A 20,963-nucleotide genomic window follows, 5' to 3' on the forward strand; every position below is an offset into this window, starting at 1 on the left:
AAATTTTTGTTGATAGAATAGGCTTTTCTTCATCAAAATGTAAAAGTTACATTTATTGAGTTGACGAATAAAATTTCAACTGGTATTATCTGTGTGAGAATGATAACAAAATCTTCTCAATTTTCTAATCTTGAAAAAAACAGACATTTTTCCTGATGTCTGAATTATTAACCAAAATACTTTGAAAGTCAAACTATTTTTCTTATTTTTTGAGAAAAAGTGCTGGAAACCGCATGAAATAATAGTTTGATAATCAAAATAAACTCGGAGGTACAGTATGAAAAGAGTGGTCATAACCGGCATGGGTGCCGTAACACCATTAGGCAATACCGTAAAAGAATTTTGGCATAATCTAGTGGATGGCAAGCTAGGAATTGGCAAAATTACTAAATTTGATTCTGAAGATAGTGGGGTGGCTTTGGCTGGTGAAGTGAAAGAGTTTGACCCAAGTGCTGTTTTAGAACGCAAAGAGCAAAAAAGAATGGACTTATTTTCTCAATATGGCTTGGTCGCTGCTTTAGAAGCGTGGGAAATGAGTGGTTTAACAGAAGCAACGATTGACCCGACTCGTTTAGGTGTGATTGTCGGTAGTGGGATTGGCGGGATGACTACCTTACAAGACCAAGTACGGGTAATGGATAAAAAAGGCGCAAAACGCGTAACACCATTTTTCGTGCCCATGGTAATTGCTAATATGGCAGCGGGAAATATTTCGATTCGTTTAGGTGCAAAAGGACCTTCTCAAACTATCGTGACTGCTTGTGCTTCTGCGACGAATGCGATTGGTGAAGCTTTTCGCACGATTAAATATGGTTTAGCGGACATGATGGTAACTGGGGGGACAGAAGCCACAGTATGTGAAATTGGGATTGCAGGCTTTGCAGCATTGAATGCTTTAAATACAACAGAAGATGCGACTCGGGCTTCGATTCCTTTTGATAAAGAACGAAAAGGTTTTGTGATGGGTGAAGGCGCAGGAATGCTGGTTTTAGAAGAACTCGAGCATGCACAGAAACGTGGCGCAACTATCTACGGCGAAATTGTTGGATATGGCAGCAACTGTGATGCTAGCCACATGACCGCTCCTTTAAAAGACGGTAGTGGCGCGGCGGCTGCGATGGAAATGGCGATTGCAGAAGCAGGGATTACGCCGGAACAAATTGGGTATATCAATGCTCATGGTACGTCAACCCCAGCGAATGACGCTGCGGAAACAACGGCCATCAAACGTGTCTTTGGTGAGCGAGCATCGCAAATTCCAATTTCAAGTACAAAGAGTATGACTGGACATTTATTGGGCGCGGCTGGCGGTATCGAAGCGATTGCTTGTGTACAAACATTGCAAGAAGGAAAAGCTCATCCGACAGTAGGCTACCAAGTTGCTGATCCAGATTGTGATTTAGATTATGTCACAGAAGGTGCACGTGACATTACAGCGGACTATACAATTAGTAATTCGTTTGGCTTTGGTGGCCATAATGGTGTAATTTGCTTGAAGAAATGGGAGGAAAACTAGTATGAAAAAAGTAATGACTGCAACAGAAATTATGGAAATGATTCCTAATCGCTATCCGATTTGTTATATTGATTATGTGGATGAAATTATTCCAAATGAAAAGATTATTGCAACAAAAAATGTGACAATTAACGAAGAATTTTTCCAAGGACATTTCCCTGGAAATCCAACAATGCCAGGCGTTTTGATTATTGAAGCATTGGCACAAGTAGGTTCGATTTTAATCTTAAAAATGGATCAATTTGAAGGTGAAACGGCCTATATTGGCGGTATCAACAAGGCCAAATTCCGTCAAAAAGTGGTCCCTGGTGATGTCTTGAAATTACATTTTGAAATCGTCAAATTACGTGACTTTGTCGGCATCGGCAAAGCGACTGCTTACGTGGAAGATAAAAAGGTCTGCGAATGTGAATTGACGTTTATTGTGGGACGATAAGAATCAATCAATTTTGGATACGTTAGTTTCCCTAAGAAAAGGAATAAGTCACAATGGCTTATTCCTTTTTAAATTTATATAAATAACACTAACGCAAAAAAACATGCTATAATCATAAAAAGCTTACGTGAAGGTGGTAAGCTTATGAGTAAAACAATTTACAGGAGGGTTTTTCTTTTGGATATTTCAGTAGAGTTTTCGGGACATAAATTGGCGAATGTGTTAATGAACGCATCAGGCATTCATTGTATGACAATTAAGGAAATGGACGAGTTAGCGGCTTCTCAAGCAGGTGCTTTTGTCGCTAAGACGGCAACACCTAATCCTCGTCAGGGCAATGAGGAACCACGGTATTTTGATACACCATTAGGAAGTATTAACTCAATGGGCTTGCCTAATTTAGGGATTGATTATTATTTAGATTATCAGATTGCACGTCAAAAGGAATTTCCTGAGGAGTTACGCTTTTTATCTGTATCTGGTATGAATTATGAGGAAAATATTGCTATTTTAAAAAAAGTGCAAGAAAGTGAATACACAGGAGTGACAGAATTTAATTTGTCTTGTCCCAATTTGCCTGGTAAACCGCAAATTGCTTATGATTTTGAATTAACAGAAAAGCTTTTAACAGAAGTTTTCCAATTTTTTACTAAACCATTAGGTGTAAAATTACCCCCATTTTTTGATATTGCACATTTTGACGCAATGGCTGAAATTTTAAATAAATTCCCTTTAGTATACGTGAATAGTATTAATAGCATCGGTAATGGTTTATATATTGACAGTGACAAGGAAGAAGTGGTCATTAAACCAAAAGGAGGTTTCGGTGGACTGGGCGGCGAATATGTCAAACCAACAGCGTTAGCCAATGTTCGTGCGTTTGCGCAACGTTTGAAACCAGAAATTAAAATTATTGGAACGGGCGGTATTACATGTGGAAAAGATGTTTTTGAGCATCTTTTATGTGGTGCGACATTAGTACAAGTCGGCACACAATTGCATCAAGAAGGTCCACAAGTTTTTGAGCGTCTAGCCAAAGAATTACAAGAAATCATGGCAGCAAAAGGTTATGAAAGTATTGAAGAATTTCGTGGGAAATTGAAAGAGATGTAACAAAAAAACCGTCAAGAAATTTTCTTGACGGTTTTTTGTTATTTCACAGCCTTAACATTTTCCATAAAGGCTTCCAAATATTCAGGTTGTGTTAATTGTTGGTTACAGGTGTCGCTATCATGGCAAATGTAATTGCCTTTTTTCGTGTAGGTTCCGTCACCGCCTGATTTGGTGGTAGCTAGGAACATAGACACATTCGTGATTGTTTGACAGATGGAGCAAACACCTTTAACAATGGTGGGTGAAAGGGTGCCGTGGACGCCGATTAATTTATTTTCTCGATAAGCTAAGATAAATTTTTTCTGAGTCCCAGCGTCGTTCCAACCGACATAGGTATTGTTCCGTAAATCCATGTTTTCCCACTCAGGAATCTTTAACTTTTTCACTTTGCGAAAGACTTTCGTGACTTGTGGTGTTGAAGGTTCTTTAAAGGGCAACACGGTTTCTTTTAATTCATCTAAATATTTTTCAGCACGTGCGCGTGTTAAACGACGATCCATCACTTTGTCCAACAAAATCGTAACAGCAGGGTGTTCTTCTGAAAATAACCCATTGATTTTTTCGGCACATAGGGCCTGGACAGTTTTGACAGTCGTAGCATCGTTAACAGACGTATAGGTGTTTAGTAACACAGCGACTTGTTCTTTAATTATGTTAAATTGGTAAGGTTGAATAGTTGGGTTCATGATTTTAAATTCCTTTCAAATAGACCGAGTACATACGCTGAAAGGCAATTTGTCTCACCAACGTATGTTTAGTGACAGACAACCTCATGTGTTTTTGATAAAGATAGCGTTTGACGTATCATATCATCACCCCCTTTAATGATTGATTTTTTCTATGTAAAAAGTGAAAATAATTGATGAAAGCTTGGTAATTCTAACGCAATTCAAGAAAAAAGGCAAGTTAAACTCGTTTTATTTCCCAATTCAATGTCTGGGGAGTGATAAACTTCTAAAAAAGATACGTGATTTCCTAGATTAATCCTAGGTTATTTGCTACAATAATGAAGAATTAACCAGAGAAAAGGAGAAATTACAATGATTGCAGCAAGCGATTTAAAAGCCGGTATGACTTTTGAGCAAGACGGCAAATTAATTAAAGTAATGGAAGCTAGCCACCACAAACCAGGTAAAGGTAACACGGTTATGCGTATGAAATTAAAAGATGTTCGTACGGGTTCAACAACAGATACAACAATGCGCCCAGATGAAAAAGTGAAAAAAGCGCACATCGATACAAAACCGGTTCAATATTTATACAGCCAAGATGATATGGCTATTTTCATGGATTTAGAAACATATGAACAATATGAAGTACCAACTGCTTTAATTGAAGAAGAACTAAAATATTTATTAGAAAATATGGAAGTAAAAATTCAATTTTATGGTGAAGAAGTCATTGGTTTAACTTTACCAACAACGGTAATCTTACGTGTTGCTGAAACACAACCTTCAATCAAAGGCGCAACAGTAACTGGTTCTGGTAAACCCGCTACAATGGAAACAGGATTAGTTGTTAACGTTCCAGATTTTGTTGAAGCAGACGAATTATTAGAAATCAATACTGCGGAAGGTACGTATTTAAAACGTGCTAAATAAGTAGCAGAAAAACAGAAGGCTAGCCTTCTGTTTTTTTTTGGTCTATTAATTCTTTTACCTATAAGAAAACCATTGGTGTGATAGGAAATAGCAATCGTTAGAATCGTTGACACTAGAAAATGGGAAATGGTATAGTTTGGTCAACACATGACGAAGGAGGAAATCAACCATGACGAAAAAACAAGCTAGCCTTTTTTTAGAAACGGAAAGCTGTTGTTGTATGGTGCAAAATAGTGCAGCATACTCTTTTGTGATGGGGAAAACCTCCGTTATTTCTGAAAAATTGCCTAACACGATTCCTCTCTGAATCTAGACAACCAGAAATAAACAAAAAAGGTGCTGATGCGATCAGCACCTTTTTGTTTTATGTACATGTATTAGAAGGAGGAATTCGCTATGATTGTTCAGTCAATTTTAGACACAATCGGAGCAACACCATTATTTGAATTTACAAGTGAACAATATCCTATGCCAGAAGGCACTAAAATTTATGCGAAACTAGAATATTTGAATCCAGGTGGCAGCGTCAAAGATCGGCTTGGTGTGCATCTTCTCAAAGAAGCAATGAAAACGGGAAAGATAAATCAAGCCACAACAATTATTGAACCGACAGCGGGGAATACAGGGATTGGACTTGGATTAGCTGCCAGTCAACTGGGCCTCAAGACAATCTTTGTTGTGCCAGAAAAATTTAGTCAGGAAAAACAACAGCTGATGCAAGCGTTAGGTGCTAAAATTGTCCCTTCGCCAACAGAGCAAGGGATTGTCGGAGCGATAACTAGTGCCCAAGACTTAGCCAAGGAAATTCCTAATAGTTACGTGCCGTTACAATTTGAAAATCCGGATAACCCTGCTGCTTACTACGAAGGATTAGGACCTGAAATTGTTCAAGACTTAGGCGGAAAGATTACTAGCTTTGTCGCAGGTTTAGGCAGTGGTGGAACGTTTGCAGGTGTTGGCAGATATCTCAAAGAACAAAATAGTAAGACGCAATTATGGGGCGTGGAGCCAGAAGGTTCAATTTTAAATGGCGGACCTGCACACGGACATGAAATCGAAGGCATTGGCGTGGAGTTCGTGCCGCCTTTTCTTAAACAGATTCCTGTGGACGGCTTTTATACCATTTCAGACGAGGATGGTTTTTTCTGGGTCAAACAATTAGCCAAGAAAAGCGCTTTGCTGGTGGGAAGCTCCAGCGGCGCAGCATTTGCGGCGGCATTAAGAGAGGCGCGCCGCTTACCAGCAGGCAGCACAATTGTAACTATTTTTCCTGACGGTAGTGATCGTTATTTATCAAAAAATATTTATTCTTAGGAGGAAACCTTTTATGAAATTCAATACCAAATTAATTCATGGCGGCATTAGTAAAGACACAACAACAGGTGCAGTGAGTGTTCCTATTTATCAAACGTCAACCTTTGAACAAAATGGCGTGGGCCAGCCAAAAGAATATGAATATTCTCGTTCAGGTAATCCCACACGTCACGCGTTAGAAACCTTAATCGCTGAGTTAGAAGGTGGGAGCCATGGCTTTGCGTTTAGCTCAGGCTTAGCGGGTATTCATGCAATCATTTCTATGTTTGGACCCGAAGATCATATTTTATTGGGTGACGATGTCTATGGGGGCAGTTTCCGTTTATTGGACAAAGTATTTGTAGCAAATGGGTTAAGCTACACGATTGTAAACGCCAGTGACTTATCAACAATTGAAGCCGCAATTCAGCCAAATACAAAAGCCTTGTTTTTGGAAACACCAAGTAATCCACTGTTAAAAATTACAGATATTGAAGCGGCGGCTAAGCTTGCTAAAAAACATCAGTTGTTAACTATTGTCGATAATACTTTTGCGACGCCTTATTTTCAACGGCCGTTAGCGTTAGGTGCTGATATTGTGGTTCACAGCGGGACAAAATATTTAGGGGGCCATAGTGATGTAGTCTCTGGTTTAGTCGTAACGAATCACCCAGAAAGCGCAGAAAAGATTGCCTTTTTACAAAATGCGATTGGTGCTGTTTTAGGACCACATGATAGTTGGCTGGTCCAACGTAGTTTAAAAACATTAGGCGTCCGGATGGCAGCGCATGCCCAAAATGCTCAAAAAATTGCAGAATTTTTAGAAGCGCATCCAGCTGTAGCAACGGTGTATTATCCAGGACTAGCGAGTCATCCTGGTCACGAAATTGCGCAAAAACAGATGTCGGGATTTAGTGGCATGATTTCTTTTGAATTAGCCAAGGATGAGCAAGTCGTTCCTTTCGTAGAAGCGTTGGAAATTTTTACTTTAGCGGAAAGTTTAGGTGGCGTAGAAAGTTTAATTGAAGTACCTGCCATTATGACTCACGCATCTATTCCCAAAGAAAATCGTGAAGCTGTGGGAATTAAAGATGGACTCATTCGTTTATCTGTAGGAATTGAAGCAGTCGAAGATTTATTGGCTGATTTAGAAAAGGGATTACAAGCATAAACAAAAGGCCCTCGTCTTTAGACGAAGGCCTTTTGTTTATAATTCTTCACCATTCGTAGCAATCACTTGTTGATACCAAGCAAACGATTTTTTCTTTCGCCGCTCCAACGTTCCGTGACCATCGTTGTCTTTATCTACATAAATGAAGCCATACCGTTTCTTCATTTCGCCTGTACTAGCGCTCACTAAATCGATGAATCCCCAAGGTGTGTAGCCCATCAAATCAATGCCGTCATACGCAACGGCTTCTTTCATCATCTCAATATGTTCACGTAAATAAGCGATTCGGTAAGTGTCGTTAATCGTTCCGTCTGGTTCTAACTCATCAATAGCACCAAAGCCATTTTCGACAATAAAAAGTGGTAATTCATACCGATCATTGAACCAATTCATTGCATAGCGTAAGCCCATAGGATCGATTTGCCAGCCCCAATCAGATGTTGCTACATAAGGATTTCGCACCAAGTCTTTTGCTTCATTGTAGTCAAAAGTAGGGGCCTTTTCTGCACCTTTTACAGCAAACGACATGTAATAGCTAAAGCCAATATAATCAACACAGCCATTAGCTAAATCAGTTAAATCTTCTTCTGTGACATCTAATGAAATGTTTTTTCGTTTCAAATAGCATTGAATTGCACTTGGATAATGACCGCGGACATGAACATCGGTAAACCAATAACGTTTTTGCATTGCGCTAACACTCATCATCATATCCTCAGGATTACAAGAATAAGGATAAATAGGCACCATCGCAATCATACAGCCAATTTGGAAGTCGGGATTGATAGCGTGGCCAATTTTCACTGCACGTGCGCTAGCGACTAGTTCATAATGAGCAGCCTGATACATAATTGCTTCGCGGTCTTCTCCTTCCTGGTAAGCAATACCAGAGTTAGTAAAAGGTGCAAAATCTTCTTCATAATTGGCTTGGTTGTTAATTTCGTTAAAGGTCATCCAATATTTGACTTTTTTCTGGTAACGAGTGAAACAGACTTCAGCAAATTTGACAAAAAAATCAATGACTTGGCGATTGCGAAAGCCGCCATATTTTGTGACTAAATGATAAGGCATTTCAAAGTGAGACAGTGTCACGACTGGCTCAATGCCATTTTTCAAACACTCGTCAAAAAGTGCATCATAAAAACGAAGGCCTTCTTCATTGGGCGTTTCTTCATCTCCGTTAGGAAAAATTCGTGTCCAAGCAATAGAGGTTCGGAAACAATTTAAACCAAGTTCTTTGAATAGTTGAATATCTTCTTGATAGCGATGGTAAAAATCAATCGCTTCATGGTTAGGATAGTGTTCATCTGGTAAAACGCCTGCGGTAATTTTACGAGGGACGCCATGTGCACCGGCAGTCATTACATCCGCCACGCTCACCCCTTTACCGCCTTGGTCCCAGCCTCCTTCTAATTGATGAGCAGCGACAGCGCCGCCCCAAAGAAAATCATTTTTCAAAATTGACATATCGTTTCAGTCCTTTGTTCAAATTTTTATACGTTTTGTGCTTCGACTTTTTCAAGGGTTTCTTCAGTAATCGGTTGATTGGTTTCTTCTGCGTAGTTAAGTGCATCCATTTTTTTAGCAAACGGTAAATAGATAAAGAAACTCATCGTCAGTACCACTACTTGAAGCAACGCTGCTTGCCAACCACCAACTAAAAGTCCAGAAATGATTGGAGGAGTAGTCCAGGGAACTTGTACCGCAGTAAAGAGAGGAACCAGTCCTGTGTACAAGGCAAAATATGTCACAACAGAAGAAACAATCGGTGTGATAATGAACGGCACAGCCATGATTGGGTTCATCACGATAGGTGTAGCAAAGACAATTGGCTCGTTAATATTGAAAACAGCTGGCCCAATTGAAAGCCGACCTAATTGCTTAAACTGAGCTGATTTGGCAAAGAAAACCATGAACACGACTAACCCGATTGTCATGCCCGCACCAGTGACCGTTAAAAATTGATCTAAAAATTGTTGTGTAACAATATGGCCACCATTAGCCAGTGTTAAGTCTTTTCCTGATTTCAAAATTTCGGTATTTTCTAAAGAGTTTGCTTGTAAAATAGGGCCCATGATACCGCCAACGATTGTTGACCCGTGAACACCGAAAAACCAAAAGAGGGGAATGACAAAACCTAATAGTAATGCGCCACCTAGTGAATCTGTGACTCCTTGAAGTGGTGATTGTAGCACTTCGTAAATAAAGTCAAAGAATGTCGTATTGAAGACTTTATCTAGAAGAATGAAAATTAGCATTGCACCAGTTACAATGACGCTGGCAGGAATTAACGCAGTAAAGGAATTGGCCACATTTTCTGGTACAGCTTCTGGTAATTTGATACGAATATCATGACGTAAAAACCAACTATATACAACGCCGACTAACAAACCAACAATAATAGCTGTAATCATCCCTTTGCCAGCTGTCCAATCTTTGTTGATGACATTGCCAACTACTGCGCCAGAAACCGCATCTTTGACTTCAGATGACATAAACAAAATGAAAACCACCATGGCAATCATGCCCGCTGGGAGGCCTTCAAATCCCTCGCTTTTTACATATGAGTAGGCAATACCGATGACCGCAAATAACGACATAATCGCAAAAGATGCACCATATGCTTGATTGAAATAAACAGCCAGACCGCTTGCGTTAACCCATTCAGAAATAGCTGTAACTGGGAAATTCGCTAATAGAAGAAACACGGAACCAACAATGGTAAAAGGCATCGTGTAAAGCATCCCGTTCCGTAAGGCAGTAATTGCTTTGGTATTGACGAATTTTAGTACTGGAGGTAATAATTTCTCGTTAATCCATTCGTTCATAAAAATCTCTCCTTTGAAGAATAATATAAATGCAAATGTATCCGTTTACATATTTACTATATAAGCTTATTTGAAGAAAAAATAGACTTTTGCTTGAATGAGAAACATGTACCAAGAAAAAAAACAAAAAAGCTCATGCTGTTTTAGACAGCATGAGCTTTTGTGAAAAACAACTAGGAAGGTGTTTCATCTAGTTCCTTTAAAAGTTGACTTGCTTGATGAGCTAGGAGTTCAATTAAAGCAATGACAGGGATTTGAGTGGTTGTATTGACTGACTTATCTGCAAATGGAGAACGTTCGTCGGGCATATAATAGGAGATGTTGTAGTCAGCCAAGCGGGCAATAGTTGAATGTTGATTGTTGGTAATGCTTAGCACTTTGGCGCCAGCTGTTTTAAAATCGGTCATTTGTTTAATCATTTCATTGGTTTCCCCAGATACAGACAGAATCAAGGCTAATGTATTTTCAAATCCGCGCTTGGGGATAGGCGTAAAGGGATCAGCAATACTGTAAGAATTGATATTTAAGTTGGCAAAATAACGACTGCCATAACTACCTAAAATTCCGCTAGTACCAATGCCAGTAAAGGCAACGTGACGTGCTTGAACAATCATTTGGATTGCTGGACGAAGCATTTCGTAATAGGTTTCTTGGTTTAATTTTTTTAAAAAAGCATCGACGTGAACCGTGGCATCATAAAAATTTTCAAACGTTTGTGTTTGTTTGGCTTCTTCTTTCACTGCATATTTTAATTCGGAAAAACCAGCATAGCCCATTTTGTTACAAAATCGTAGAATCGTTGAGGTGGAGACATGACAGGAAGTAGCCAGTTGGCGAATGGTCTGTTGAGGGATTTGGTGCAGGTGTTCCAATACATAATGGTAAACGAGCATTTCTAATTCATTCAAGGTCTGAACCTTCTCTAAATCAAACAAAGTAATCCTCCTTTATATAAAAACTGAATATGTTATTTTTTTGTGTAAATCAAATAAACCAATTCTTATTTTTCTTGAAAAAAATGTAAAATAACTCAATAAAAAGTTTCTTATTTCCTATTTTACAAAAAGTAGCCCAATTATCCTAGTTTTTCTCTTTTTTCTTTTAAAAATAACAATGCGCACCCCTAGAGTTTTTTGAGAAAACAAGCTAAAATAGATAAGAAGAGAAAAGGAGGCGTTGATGTGGCACGGGAAGTAATTTTATTTATTGCAGCGAGTATTGATGGTTTCATTGCGGACAAAGCGGGCGGTGTTGCTTGGTTAGAAGAGAATATTCGTGGCGATGAAGAAGATCGTAGTTACGATGAAATGTATGAAAAAATAGACACTGTGGTAATGGGGCGGACTACTTATGATCAAGTGACACAAGAATTGTCCCCAGATGTGTATTTTTATGAAGACAAGCATTCTTATATCATTACCTCTCATCCAGAACCATCAACTGCTTCAAGAACTTTTACCAAGGAAGATCCAGTCACATTAATTCGTCGTCTCAAAGAAGAAGACGGCGCGGGAATTTGGATTGTTGGAGGCCCAAAAGTGGTTCAACCGCTTTTGGCAGCTGATTTAATTGATACCTTCATTTTGACGACAATACCACTGTTTCTGGGTGAGGGCATTGCTCTATACGAGACAATGGCTCAATCAATCCCAGTTCGTTTAAAACAGGTTTATCAAAAAAATGAGTTGGTTTATTCGATTTATCAACGTGAAAACAAAAATTAAAAAATAATTATTCGGTTGGGCAAGTTGCTTTCAAGGTTTTGAGTTTCTCATAGGGCGAGAGGAACAAAGCAACAGTTGTCTAGCCGTTTGTGTTGTTTTTGATTGACAAAGAAATGGTAGAGGAGAAAAAAATGAAACATCAGATCAAAAGAAGGTTGTATATTTCACCTGTTCAAACAATTGTCTTAGGCTTTTTTCTATTAATTGTTGTAGGCACAATCTTATTAATGATGCCTTTTTCTGCACAAGCTGGACAAAAAACGCAATGGATTGATGCTTTTTTCGTGGCAACTTCCGCCGTCTGTGTTACAGGGCTTTCGCCTTTGAATACGGCGGAACATTGGAGTCCTACCGGGCAAGTTATTATTATGATTTTGATTGAATTAGGCGGCTTAGGCTTTTTAACCGTTGCCACGATTTTCTTTAGTTTGCTACGGAAAAAAGCGTCACTAAGTGTACGGATGTTGTATCAAGAAGCTTTAAATGTTAGTGAAGTTTCCGGAGTTTTTCGTTTAATGAAATATATTATGAAGTTTGCGGCCATTATTCAATTACTTGGAGCCTTCTTGTTGTCCTTTCAATTTGTGCCAACAGTTGGGTGGAAAAAAGGGATGTTTTTTAGTCTCTTCCATGCCGTTTCGGCATTTTGTAATGCTGGCTTTGATTTGCTAGGGGATAGTATGGTTCCTTATCAAAATTCGCCTTATCTTTTACTAGTCATTAGCTTTTTAATTATAGCTGGTGGCTTAGGATTTATTGTGTGGCGCGATATTTTTGCAATGATTAAAGGCTATAAAAATAAAATTAAGCACCGTGTTAGTATTCATACACGCCTTGCTTTAACGGTGACCGCCACCTTTTTAGTCTTAGGGACCGTTATTTTTTACATTTCAGAATATCGCCATTTTCCAGCTGACATGTCTTTTTGGCAGCGTCTTGTCAACAGTTGGTTCTTGTCGGTTACACCAAGAACGGCTGGCTTTTATTCAGTTGATTATTTGAAAATGAGTAATCCAGGCCTGATTGTCACGATTTTGTGGATGTTTATTGGTGGCACTTCAGGATCAACCGCTGGCGGCTTGAAAACCACTACGTTTGGTGTGTTATTTTTACAATTTCGTGCAATTTTTAAAGGGAAACAGCGAGTGGAATTCCATGAACGCACAATTCCTGAGCGAGTAGTGCTCCAAGCGTTTACTTTGTTCTTCTTGGCAACTTTTTTATGTGTAACTGCTTCGGTTATTCTCTCGTTTACAGAAACATTACCTTTAAAAAACGGGATTGAGTATATCGTTTTTGAAGTGATTTCTGCATTTGGAACGGTCGGTTTAACAATGGGGTTAACACCAGATTTAACTGTTTTTGGTAAACTGGTGATTATTTTTCTAATGTTCGTCGGTCGTGTGGGTGTGTACACGGTGTTATTGTCATTAATTAAGAAAGGCTTGGAAAGTCAGTCGAAAGTTCAATATCCAAAAGAATCAGTGATGATTGGTTAATAGAGAAAGAGGGAAATAGAATGGAATTTTTAGGTATTTTATGTTTGATTTTAATTACAACGACTTTAGCAGGTGTTGCTTGTAAAAGAGTAGGAATTCCTGCAGTAATTGGGCAATTGCTAGTAGGGATTGTGTTAGGTCCAGCGATGTTAAATATTGTGCATCAAGATGTGTTTGTGCATGACTTTTCAGAAATTGGTGTCATTATGCTGATGTTTATTGCTGGAATGGAATGTGAATTGGAATTATTGAAAAAATATGCGAAACCTAGTGTCATGGTCGCTATTTTGGGGATCGTTTTACCGGTTGGTTTTACTATGTTGATTGGTCAGCTGTTTGCTTTTTCTTGGAAAGAAGCTTTTTTCCTTGGGTTAGTTTTAGCAGCAACGTCGGTCAGCATTTCAGTAGAAGTATTAAGAGAGTTGAATGTTTTAAGTAGTAAAGAAGGTGCAACGATTCTTGGGGCTTCCGTCGTTGACGATATCGTGGTCGTGATTATTTTAAGTGTCGCTGTCGGCATGATTGGTGCAAGTACAGGCGGCAATACAGAAGTCAGCTTTATTGTTAAGTTAATTGAACAAGGCTTATTCTTTATTGGGATTTTCTTTTTGGTCCGCTTTATCGCTCCCTATTTACTACGTTTAAGTCAAAAAATGAACATTGGGTCGTCTGTGATTATCATGTCATTGATTATCTGTTTGGGCATGGCTTATTTGGCTGATTTAGTTGGTTTAAGTTCTGTCGTAGGTGCCTTTTTTGCAGGGATTGCTGTGGGACAAACGGATGCAAAAACAGAAATTGATTTCAATATTGAAGCTATTGGCTATGCCGTGTTTATTCCCGTCTTCTTTGCCAGCATTGGCTTATCAGTGACATTTAACACGTTAGGAAAAGATTTACCTTTTATTTTGGTAATGACGATTATGGCGATTTTAACGAAATTACTGGGCGGCGCCTGGGGAGCGAAAATGGTTGGTTTCTCCAATACAAGTTCTTTAATGGTCGGTGCTGGGATGGTTTCGCGTGGGGAAATGGCATTAATCATTGCGCAAATTGGCTACCAATCTAAATTACTTTCAGAAGCGTATTATACGAGCATGATTGTGGTAATTATCTTAACGACCTTAGTTGCACCGTTCTTATTGAAATACTTTGTTAAAAAACAAGAATCTGCGTTGCAATAAAAAAAGATGAGCAGAAGTTGTTGACAAAAAAATAAAATAGCTATATGATGAGTTCAAGATAAACGACTACATTTGTAGTCGACAACCTTGAACTCTTTTTTTATTGATGAAGGAGGAATTTAACGAGTATGGCAAAAGATAAATTAGCGACAATTACTGATGCAGAGTGGGAAGTCATGCGGGTTATTTGGACCCAAGGCAAGACTACGAGTCGTGAAGTGCATACACTTTTAAATGAGAAGAAAGAATGGAAATCAACGACCGTCAAGACGTTACTAAGTCGTTTAACAGATAAAGGGTTAGTTGGAACGGAGAAAGTAGGCAATAAATATATTTATTATCCGCTAGTAGAAGAACGTCAGAGCGTTGAAACGGTGGCAGATGAACTTTTAGCCAAAGTGTGCAGCCGTAAAGTTGGTTCCGTGGTGGAAACAATTTTAACAGAGAGTCAGTTGAGTTATGACGATTTGGATCGATTAGAGGAACTATTAAAAGAGAAGCGCAAGACGGCGGTTGAATCCGTCCCTTGCAACTGTATTCCTGGTCAATGCCAATGTCATTTAATTTAAAAAGGAGTGAAAAAAATGGAAAGTAAAACGTTTGATATTGAAGGGATGAGCTGTGCTTCCTGTGCCCAAACGATTGAAAAGGCTACGGCGAAGTTACCTGGGATGGCAAAGGCAAGTGTCAATTTAGCTACGGAAAAATTAAGTGTCACGTATGATCAGACGGAAGTCACAGAAGAAGAAATTAAGGAAGCTGTGTCAGATGCTGGCTACAAGGCGATTAGCCCAGCCCAGCAACGAACGTTTGCGATTGAAGGAATGAGTTGTGCTTCCTGTGCCCAAACGATTGAAAAAGCTGTGAACCAATTATCTGGTGTTCAACAAGCGATTGTTAATTTAGCCACGGAAAAACTGGTGGTTAGTTATGACGACCATCAAGTAACGAGTGCTGAAATTATCAAAGCAGTTACGGATGCAGGTTATCAAGCGACAGAAGAAGTCGCTGCAGGTGCAACAGCGGACCAAGATCGTGAAAAGAAACAAAAACATATTGCTGAGATGTGGCAACGTTTTTGGATCTCAGCGGTGTTTACAGTGCCCCTTCTTTATATTGCGATGGGACATATGGTAGGCTTACCATTGCCGGATTTTTTGAATCCAATGACACATGCGATGACCTTTGCAATGGTTCAATTGATTTTGACTTTACCCGTTCTATATGTCGGCAGAGAATTTTTCACAGTTGGTTTTAAAGCATTGTTTAAAGGGCATCCGAATATGTTTTCTTTGGTGGCTTTAGGAACCAGCGCTGCTTTTGTGTATAGTTTATATGGCACAGTCATGATATTTTTAGGAGACACAAGTTTTACAATGGCTCTTTATTATGAATCAGCGGGTGTTATTTTAACCTTAATTACATTAGGAAAATATTTCGAAGCTGTTTCAAAAGGGAAAACCTCAGATGCGATAAAAAAATTAATGGGTTTAGCGCCGAAAACTGCTCATATTTTACGTGATGGCGCAGAAATTGAAGTGCCAGTTGATGCTGTTCAGTTGGATGACATTGTGATTGTTCGCCCAGGAGATAAAATCCCTGTTGATGGAGTGATTGTTTCAGGCAGTAGTTCTGTGGATGAAGCCATGTTAACGGGCGAAAGTTTGCCTGTTGAAAAGAAAGTCGGTGATGCAGTAATTGGTGCTAGCATCAATAAAAATGGCAGCTTTCAATTCAAGGCGACAAAAGTGGGAAAAGAGACGGCCCTTGCCCAAATCATTCAATTAGTGGAAGATGCGCAAGGCTCAAAAGCGCCGATTGCACAATTAGCTGATAAAATTTCGGGTGTTTTTGTCCCAATCGTCATTGGTTTGGCTGTTCTTTCTGGCTTGGCTTGGTTCTTTTTAGGACAAGAGTCATGGATTTTCGCTTTGACAATTACTATTTCTGTGTTAGTGATTGCTTGTCCTTGTGCGCTCGGCTTGGCAACGCCGACTGCGATTATGGTGGGGACAGGTAAGGGCGCTGAAAATGGCGTTTTAATTAAAAGTGGGGATGCTTTAGAAACCACTCACAAAATTCAAACAATCGTGTTTGATAAAACAGGGACTATTACAGAAGGCAAACCGGTGGTTACAGATATTTTAGTTGCTGATTCAGCACTTTCAGAAGCTGAGTTACTAACATTAGCAGCTTCTGCAGAACAAGGATCAGAACATCCTCTAGGTGAAGCAATTGTGGGAGCGGCTAAAGAACGTCAATTGCCATTAGCAGAAGGAAGCGATTTTTCAGCGATTCCAGGTCACGGCATCCGTGTGACAGTCAACGAACGAGTCCTACTTTTGGGCAATATAAAATTAATGAAAGAAGAAGCAATCGAGCTATCAACGTTTGTTCAACAAGCGGATCGTTTGGCAGAAGAAGGGAAAACCCCAATGTTTGTGGCAAAAGATGGTTCGTTTGCGGGTATCATTGCGGTAGCAGATACTGTGAAGGATAGCAGTCAAACAGCCATTGCACGTTTGCATAAAATGGGGATCGAAGCCGTAATGATTACGGGAGACAACAAGCGTACTGCAGAGGCGATTGCGAAACAAGTAGGTATCGATCGTGTCTTAAGTGAAGTTTTACCAGAAGATAAAGCGTTAGAAGTGAAAAAACTACAAGCAGAAGGCAAAAAAGTTGCGATGGTGGGTGACGGGATTAATGATGCACCAGCACTTGCCCAAGCAGATGTGGGGATTGCTATTGGTTCAGGCACAGATGTTGCAATGGAATCGGCCGACATTGTGCTAATGCGTAGTGATTTAATGGATGTGCCTACAGCAGTTGAATTAAGTAAAGCGACCATCAAAAACATCAAAGAAAATCTTTTCTGGGCATTTGCCTATAATACATTAGGTATTCCAGTGGCTATGGGTGTGTTACACTTATTTGGTGGACCTTTGTTAAGTCCGATGATTGCAGCAGCAGCTATGAGTTTTAGTTCAGTCTCTGTCTTACTAAACGCCTTACGATTGAAAGGATTTAAACCTTCGACGGTGAAAAGAACTAGTGGAAGTCAAAAATAAAATTGAAAAGGATGAAGTGAAATGGAAAAAACAGTAAAAATTGATGGGATGAAATGTGATGGCTGTGTTCAAGCGGTCACTGAAAAATTTAGTGGAATTGACGGCGTAACGAATGTTGCGGTTCACTTGGCAGATCAAACAGCCGTTGTGACAGCAGATCGTGAAGTAAGCCAAGATGAACTGAATACCACGTTGGCAGATACAAAATTCAAGGTTGTCAGCGAATAACAAAAAACAGGGCCTACCATCATGAGTAGGCCCTGTTTTTTTGTTATGGAAGTTTGGCTTTGATTTCCTGATAAATCTTAGTCGTTTCTTGACCATCACGCGCAGTATAATAATAAACTTTCTTCCGCGTTTCTATTTTCAGAATCGGATGACTTTTTGTATAAATTAGTAAATAAGCAGGTTTTCCAGCGACTTTAAATTCTCCTGTTAAGTAACTATCTGTCGCAGCACCCATTGTGCGGATGCGTTCTTGAGGTAAGTCATCAATCAAAGAAACAGCAGTGATTTGGTTAAAAGGAATTGACCTTGTTTTTGCTAATGGGGCAGATAACTCAATTTGTTTATTTTCAATAGTTGCTTGAAAGGCATGACTAGAAAAATCATTTATAAACATCGGCACTGTGGCAAAGAACAGCACCGCAATCGTTAAAATACCAGTAGCGGCTAGAATAATTTTCCCAGCAGGCCGTCCTAGGTTAATAGATAAATTCATACCAATGCGATCAGGAACCATGATTTTGGGGTCCTTTGGATTGATATAAATCCCATACCGCCAATATTGATCATCATCCCCATAGCGATAATCGCCAGCCTGTAAAACGAATTGATCTTGTTTTTTGCGCATTGAAAATAGGTAGTAGAAGAGAAAGCCTACATAAACAAACAAAAGAATAAAATAACAAAAAGTAAGGGCCATCGCAACCGTATAATCAATTACAATTGTGAAAGTTGGTAAAATGGTTAGCGGTGCAAAAACTAAGGCGGATAAAACCATTAAAACAGACCAATGATGCCGAAATAAATCATTAATTTGCTGATTAATTTTTGAGTCACTAGTTAGCGGTTTGACAGGTAAGCGCGCGATAAAATAATAGCCGCCAATGAACAAACTTAACATCAAAACAGTAATTAAGAAAAGAATCCAGGAACCAATCGCCGTTTGCAAGGAATAAAAGCCCCCAGCAAAAGTAAGAATAATCGCAGGTAAAAACCACCAAAATGAAATAAGTTTCTGGTTTTTATTTAAAACTAATTGCGTATCGATTAAGAGAGGACGCTTAGGTAGCAACCAGCCGTTTTGCATTTTTAAAGCGGCCATTTTGCGAATATAAACGATTTGCAGATAGTAGCCACTGCCAATAAAACTAAATAAAAGTAACAGAAAAAGAAACAACAAAATCGAATCATAAGGAATAAATAACAAAGGTAAACTAAGAACACTAAAAACGGCTGCTAGTTGAACCAAGCGTTTTTTATAACGTTTTCGGATTGCTTGAACGCTGGGATCTTGTAGTTTATCTTCTGGTAAAGTGTTTTCCAAAATAATATTTTTGTGAGGATTTGCATAAATCCCCATAGTAAATGCCATAAAAAAAGCGACAGAAACTAGGATGAAATAAAAGAATACCGCCATTATAATGCACGCCCTTTCGAATCAAAATTTTGATAAATTTTCTGAATAAGTGCTTGGATTTCTGCTTCGGATTGCTGATGTAAAAAACTTTCAGCCAACAGAAGTTCTAAACGCTCATGCAATTGCTGTTGCCAAACAGCGGTAGCAGGTAACTTTGCGGCAATTTTGGTGCCGTTACGACGGTCAGTCACAATATAACCTGATTGCTTTAACTTATTATAAGCTTTTGAAACAGTCATCATATTGACCCCGATTTCGTCCGCCAATTGTCGGATAGAAGGCAAACTTTCATTGGGAACCAGTTCACCTTTGGCAATGCCTACAATGATTTGATCAATGAGTTGCTGATAGATGGGCTGTTCGCTTTGTTCATCTATTTCTAAAAGCATCGAATCACTCCTGTCTTATTTGTGTTATCTGTATTATATATCCTAATACAAAAAGAGTTGGAAAGCAAGGAATTTAGAGTAAATGGTTGTTTCTGTTTAAAGAGAAGCATATAATGAAGAAGAACGTAAAATGAAAGGACGATGAAAATATGACAGCAATTGAACCAAAATTAACAGAGAAATTCCATCAAGATTTCTTGAACAATAATAAACAAAATGCCTTACAACGTAGTGTAGTAAAAAATGGTATCAGCGCTTCAGGTGAATCTGTACAAGGAGCCGTGAATAACGTACCCGTCTTTTCAGTCGACTTAGCTACTGGAAAAGTGGCCAATCAAAAACAAAGCGGTCGCTGCTGGATGTTTGCGGCATTAAATACATTTAGACATAGAATGTTAAATGCGTTTCAATTAAAAGATTTTGAATTATCACAAAACTATACATTTTTCTGGGATAAATATGAAAAATCAAACTATTTCTATGAAAATATTATTGCAACAGCCGATCAACCGTTGACTAGTCGTAAAGTGGCCTTTTTATTAGCGACACCACAACAAGATGGTGGGCAATGGGATATGATCGTTTCAATTTTTGATAAATATGGCGTAGTGCCTAAAACGGCAATGCCTGAAAGCAGCAACAGTTCCAATTCACGTGATTTAAACAACTATTTAAATAAAAAATTACGCAAAGATGCAACAATTTTACGTAGTTTAATTGAAAAAGGCGCTTCTGCTGAAGAAGTCCAAAAAAACAAAGAAGCAATGTTACAAGAAATTTATAATTTCTTAGCAATCTCTTTAGGAACACCGCCAGAAACCTTTGATTTTGAATACCGTGACGAAGAAAAAAATTATCATTTGGATCAAAATCTAACACCGCAAACATTCTTTGAAAAATACGTTGGCGTTAATTTACATGATTATGTAAGTATTATTAATGCTCCTACAGAAGATAAACCATTCAACAAAACATACACTGTTGAAATGTTAGGGAATGTTGTCGGCGGCAAAGAAGTTAAATATTTAAATGTAGAAATGGCTGCTTTCAAAAAATTAGCTGCTGCACAATTGGAACAAGGCGAATCTGTTTGGTTTGGTTGTGATGTCGGACAATCTTCAACACGTGACACAGGAATTATGGCATTAGACGTTTACGATATGAACGATCTTTTTGATATTGATTTTACGATGACTAAAGCAGAACGTTTAGACTTTGGTGAAAGCTTAATGACACACGCCATGGTTTTAACAGGTGTTGATATCGTTGATGGTCAAACAACAAAATGGAAAGTGGAAAATAGCTGGGGCGAAAAAGTCGGTGAAAATGGCTTCTTCGTTATGAGCGATGCGTGGATGGACGAATACACTTATCAAATCGTTGTGCACAAAGATTTATTAACTGATGAACAGAAAAAAGCTTGGGAACAAGCGCCAACTGTTTTGGCACCTTGGGATCCAATGGGCGCATTAGCATAAAACAGAAAAAGAAGGCCC

The 20,963-nt window shown here is 38.9% G+C and carries 20 protein-coding genes; 14 read left to right on the forward strand and 6 right to left on the reverse strand.

Annotated elements, in window-relative coordinates; translation table 11 throughout:
* Nucleotides 1–277: 277 nt before the first annotated feature.
* The 3 genes from fabF (at nucleotide 278) to IGL32_RS01235 (ending at nucleotide 3,065) form a co-directional block, all read left to right on the forward strand.
* Nucleotides 278–1,516: a beta-ketoacyl-ACP synthase II gene (gene fabF / locus IGL32_RS01225; RefSeq protein WP_430600071.1), complete on the forward strand. Its 1,239-nt coding sequence runs from the start codon at nucleotides 278–280 to the stop codon at nucleotides 1,514–1,516.
* Nucleotide 1,517: 1 nt separating this feature from the next.
* Nucleotides 1,518–1,952, forward strand: a complete 435-nt coding sequence (fabZ, locus tag IGL32_RS01230; RefSeq protein WP_002355197.1) for a 3-hydroxyacyl-ACP dehydratase FabZ — start codon at nucleotides 1,518–1,520, stop codon at nucleotides 1,950–1,952.
* A 144-nt stretch (nucleotides 1,953–2,096) separates the two neighbouring features.
* Complete coding sequence (locus IGL32_RS01235; RefSeq protein ID WP_002386045.1) at nucleotides 2,097–3,065, forward strand: dihydroorotate oxidase; 969 nt, start codon at nucleotides 2,097–2,099, stop codon at nucleotides 3,063–3,065.
* A 38-nt stretch (nucleotides 3,066–3,103) separates the two neighbouring features.
* Here IGL32_RS01235 and IGL32_RS01240 read toward each other — a convergent pair whose 3' ends face one another.
* The gene (locus tag IGL32_RS01240; protein ID WP_002379038.1) at nucleotides 3,104–3,751 is read right to left on the reverse strand and encodes a FusB/FusC family EF-G-binding protein; all 648 of its coding nucleotides are present in this window, start codon (nucleotides 3,749–3,751) and stop codon (nucleotides 3,104–3,106) included.
* Nucleotides 3,752–4,105: 354 nt separating this feature from the next.
* Between IGL32_RS01240 and efp the strand changes: the two genes are divergently transcribed.
* From efp to IGL32_RS01260, 4 genes are all read left to right on the forward strand, one after another.
* Nucleotides 4,106–4,666 carry an elongation factor P gene (gene efp, locus IGL32_RS01245; RefSeq protein WP_002355202.1) on the forward strand — a complete coding sequence of 187 codons (561 nt, stop codon included), beginning with the start codon at nucleotides 4,106–4,108 and terminating at the stop codon, nucleotides 4,664–4,666.
* A gap of 169 nt (nucleotides 4,667–4,835) precedes the next feature.
* Nucleotides 4,836–4,973 carry a hypothetical protein gene (locus IGL32_RS01250; protein WP_002366057.1) on the forward strand — a complete coding sequence of 46 codons (138 nt, stop codon included), beginning with the start codon at nucleotides 4,836–4,838 and terminating at the stop codon, nucleotides 4,971–4,973.
* An 89-nt stretch (nucleotides 4,974–5,062) separates the two neighbouring features.
* Complete coding sequence (locus IGL32_RS01255; RefSeq protein ID WP_002370175.1) at nucleotides 5,063–5,980, forward strand: PLP-dependent cysteine synthase family protein; 918 nt, start codon at nucleotides 5,063–5,065, stop codon at nucleotides 5,978–5,980.
* A gap of 13 nt (nucleotides 5,981–5,993) precedes the next feature.
* Entirely contained in the window at nucleotides 5,994–7,130 is a 1,137-nt protein-coding gene (locus tag IGL32_RS01260) for a cystathionine gamma-synthase (protein ID WP_002358342.1), read from the forward strand.
* Nucleotides 7,131–7,166: 36 nt separating this feature from the next.
* Here IGL32_RS01260 and genA read toward each other — a convergent pair whose 3' ends face one another.
* The 3 genes from genA to genR all read right to left on the reverse strand — a co-directional run bounded on the left by genA (nucleotide 7,167) and on the right by genR (nucleotide 10,893).
* A complete protein-coding gene (gene genA / locus IGL32_RS01265; RefSeq protein ID WP_002355206.1) occupies nucleotides 7,167–8,597 on the reverse strand; it encodes a 6-phospho-beta-glucosidase GenA in 1,431 nt (476 codons plus the stop codon).
* A gap of 26 nt (nucleotides 8,598–8,623) precedes the next feature.
* Complete coding sequence (gene genB, locus IGL32_RS01270) at nucleotides 8,624–9,958, reverse strand: PTS sugar transporter subunit IIC (RefSeq protein ID WP_002355207.1); 1,335 nt, start codon at nucleotides 9,956–9,958, stop codon at nucleotides 8,624–8,626.
* A 173-nt stretch (nucleotides 9,959–10,131) separates the two neighbouring features.
* Nucleotides 10,132–10,893 carry a transcriptional regulator GenR gene (gene genR / locus IGL32_RS01275; RefSeq protein WP_002362941.1) on the reverse strand — a complete coding sequence of 254 codons (762 nt, stop codon included), beginning with the start codon at nucleotides 10,891–10,893 and terminating at the stop codon, nucleotides 10,132–10,134.
* A gap of 198 nt (nucleotides 10,894–11,091) precedes the next feature.
* Here genR and IGL32_RS01280 point away from each other — a divergent pair, with 198 nt between their 5' ends.
* The 6 genes from IGL32_RS01280 to IGL32_RS01305 all read left to right on the forward strand — a co-directional run bounded on the left by IGL32_RS01280 (nucleotide 11,092) and on the right by IGL32_RS01305 (nucleotide 17,664).
* Nucleotides 11,092–11,682, forward strand: a complete 591-nt coding sequence (locus tag IGL32_RS01280) for a dihydrofolate reductase family protein (protein WP_002386047.1) — start codon at nucleotides 11,092–11,094, stop codon at nucleotides 11,680–11,682.
* 131 nt (nucleotides 11,683–11,813) lie between these two features.
* Nucleotides 11,814–13,181, forward strand: coding sequence for a TrkH family potassium uptake protein (locus IGL32_RS01285; protein ID WP_156210165.1), 1,368 nt, complete (start codon nucleotides 11,814–11,816; stop codon nucleotides 13,179–13,181).
* A gap of 20 nt (nucleotides 13,182–13,201) precedes the next feature.
* The gene (locus tag IGL32_RS01290) at nucleotides 13,202–14,365 is read left to right on the forward strand and encodes a cation:proton antiporter (RefSeq protein ID WP_002355211.1); all 1,164 of its coding nucleotides are present in this window, start codon (nucleotides 13,202–13,204) and stop codon (nucleotides 14,363–14,365) included.
* A gap of 128 nt (nucleotides 14,366–14,493) precedes the next feature.
* Nucleotides 14,494–14,934 carry a CopY/TcrY family copper transport repressor gene (locus IGL32_RS01295; protein WP_156210164.1) on the forward strand — a complete coding sequence of 147 codons (441 nt, stop codon included), beginning with the start codon at nucleotides 14,494–14,496 and terminating at the stop codon, nucleotides 14,932–14,934.
* Between the two features lie 15 nt (nucleotides 14,935–14,949).
* Nucleotides 14,950–17,436: a heavy metal translocating P-type ATPase gene (locus IGL32_RS01300; RefSeq protein WP_002379042.1), complete on the forward strand. Its 2,487-nt coding sequence runs from the start codon at nucleotides 14,950–14,952 to the stop codon at nucleotides 17,434–17,436.
* A 21-nt stretch (nucleotides 17,437–17,457) separates the two neighbouring features.
* Nucleotides 17,458–17,664: a heavy-metal-associated domain-containing protein gene (locus tag IGL32_RS01305; protein ID WP_002355215.1), complete on the forward strand. Its 207-nt coding sequence runs from the start codon at nucleotides 17,458–17,460 to the stop codon at nucleotides 17,662–17,664.
* Nucleotides 17,665–17,707: 43 nt separating this feature from the next.
* Here IGL32_RS01305 and IGL32_RS01310 read toward each other — a convergent pair whose 3' ends face one another.
* Both IGL32_RS01310 and IGL32_RS01315 read right to left on the reverse strand, forming a co-directional pair.
* Nucleotides 17,708–19,078 carry a PH domain-containing protein gene (locus tag IGL32_RS01310; RefSeq protein ID WP_002379043.1) on the reverse strand — a complete coding sequence of 457 codons (1,371 nt, stop codon included), beginning with the start codon at nucleotides 19,076–19,078 and terminating at the stop codon, nucleotides 17,708–17,710.
* Nucleotides 19,078–19,467, reverse strand: a complete 390-nt coding sequence (locus tag IGL32_RS01315; protein ID WP_002358356.1) for a GntR family transcriptional regulator — start codon at nucleotides 19,465–19,467, stop codon at nucleotides 19,078–19,080. The genes IGL32_RS01310 and IGL32_RS01315 overlap by 1 nt, the downstream gene beginning before the upstream one ends.
* A 149-nt stretch (nucleotides 19,468–19,616) precedes the next feature.
* Here IGL32_RS01315 and IGL32_RS01320 point away from each other — a divergent pair, with 149 nt between their 5' ends.
* Nucleotides 19,617–20,945 (forward strand): aminopeptidase C, encoded by a 1,329-nt coding sequence (locus IGL32_RS01320; protein WP_002358357.1) that lies wholly within the window; start codon nucleotides 19,617–19,619, stop codon nucleotides 20,943–20,945.
* Nucleotides 20,946–20,963: the final 18 nt, after the last annotated feature.

It is taken from the genome of Enterococcus sp. AZ035, from assembly GCF_050548325.1.
GTDB classification, from domain to species: domain Bacteria; phylum Bacillota; class Bacilli; order Lactobacillales; family Enterococcaceae; genus Enterococcus; species Enterococcus faecalis.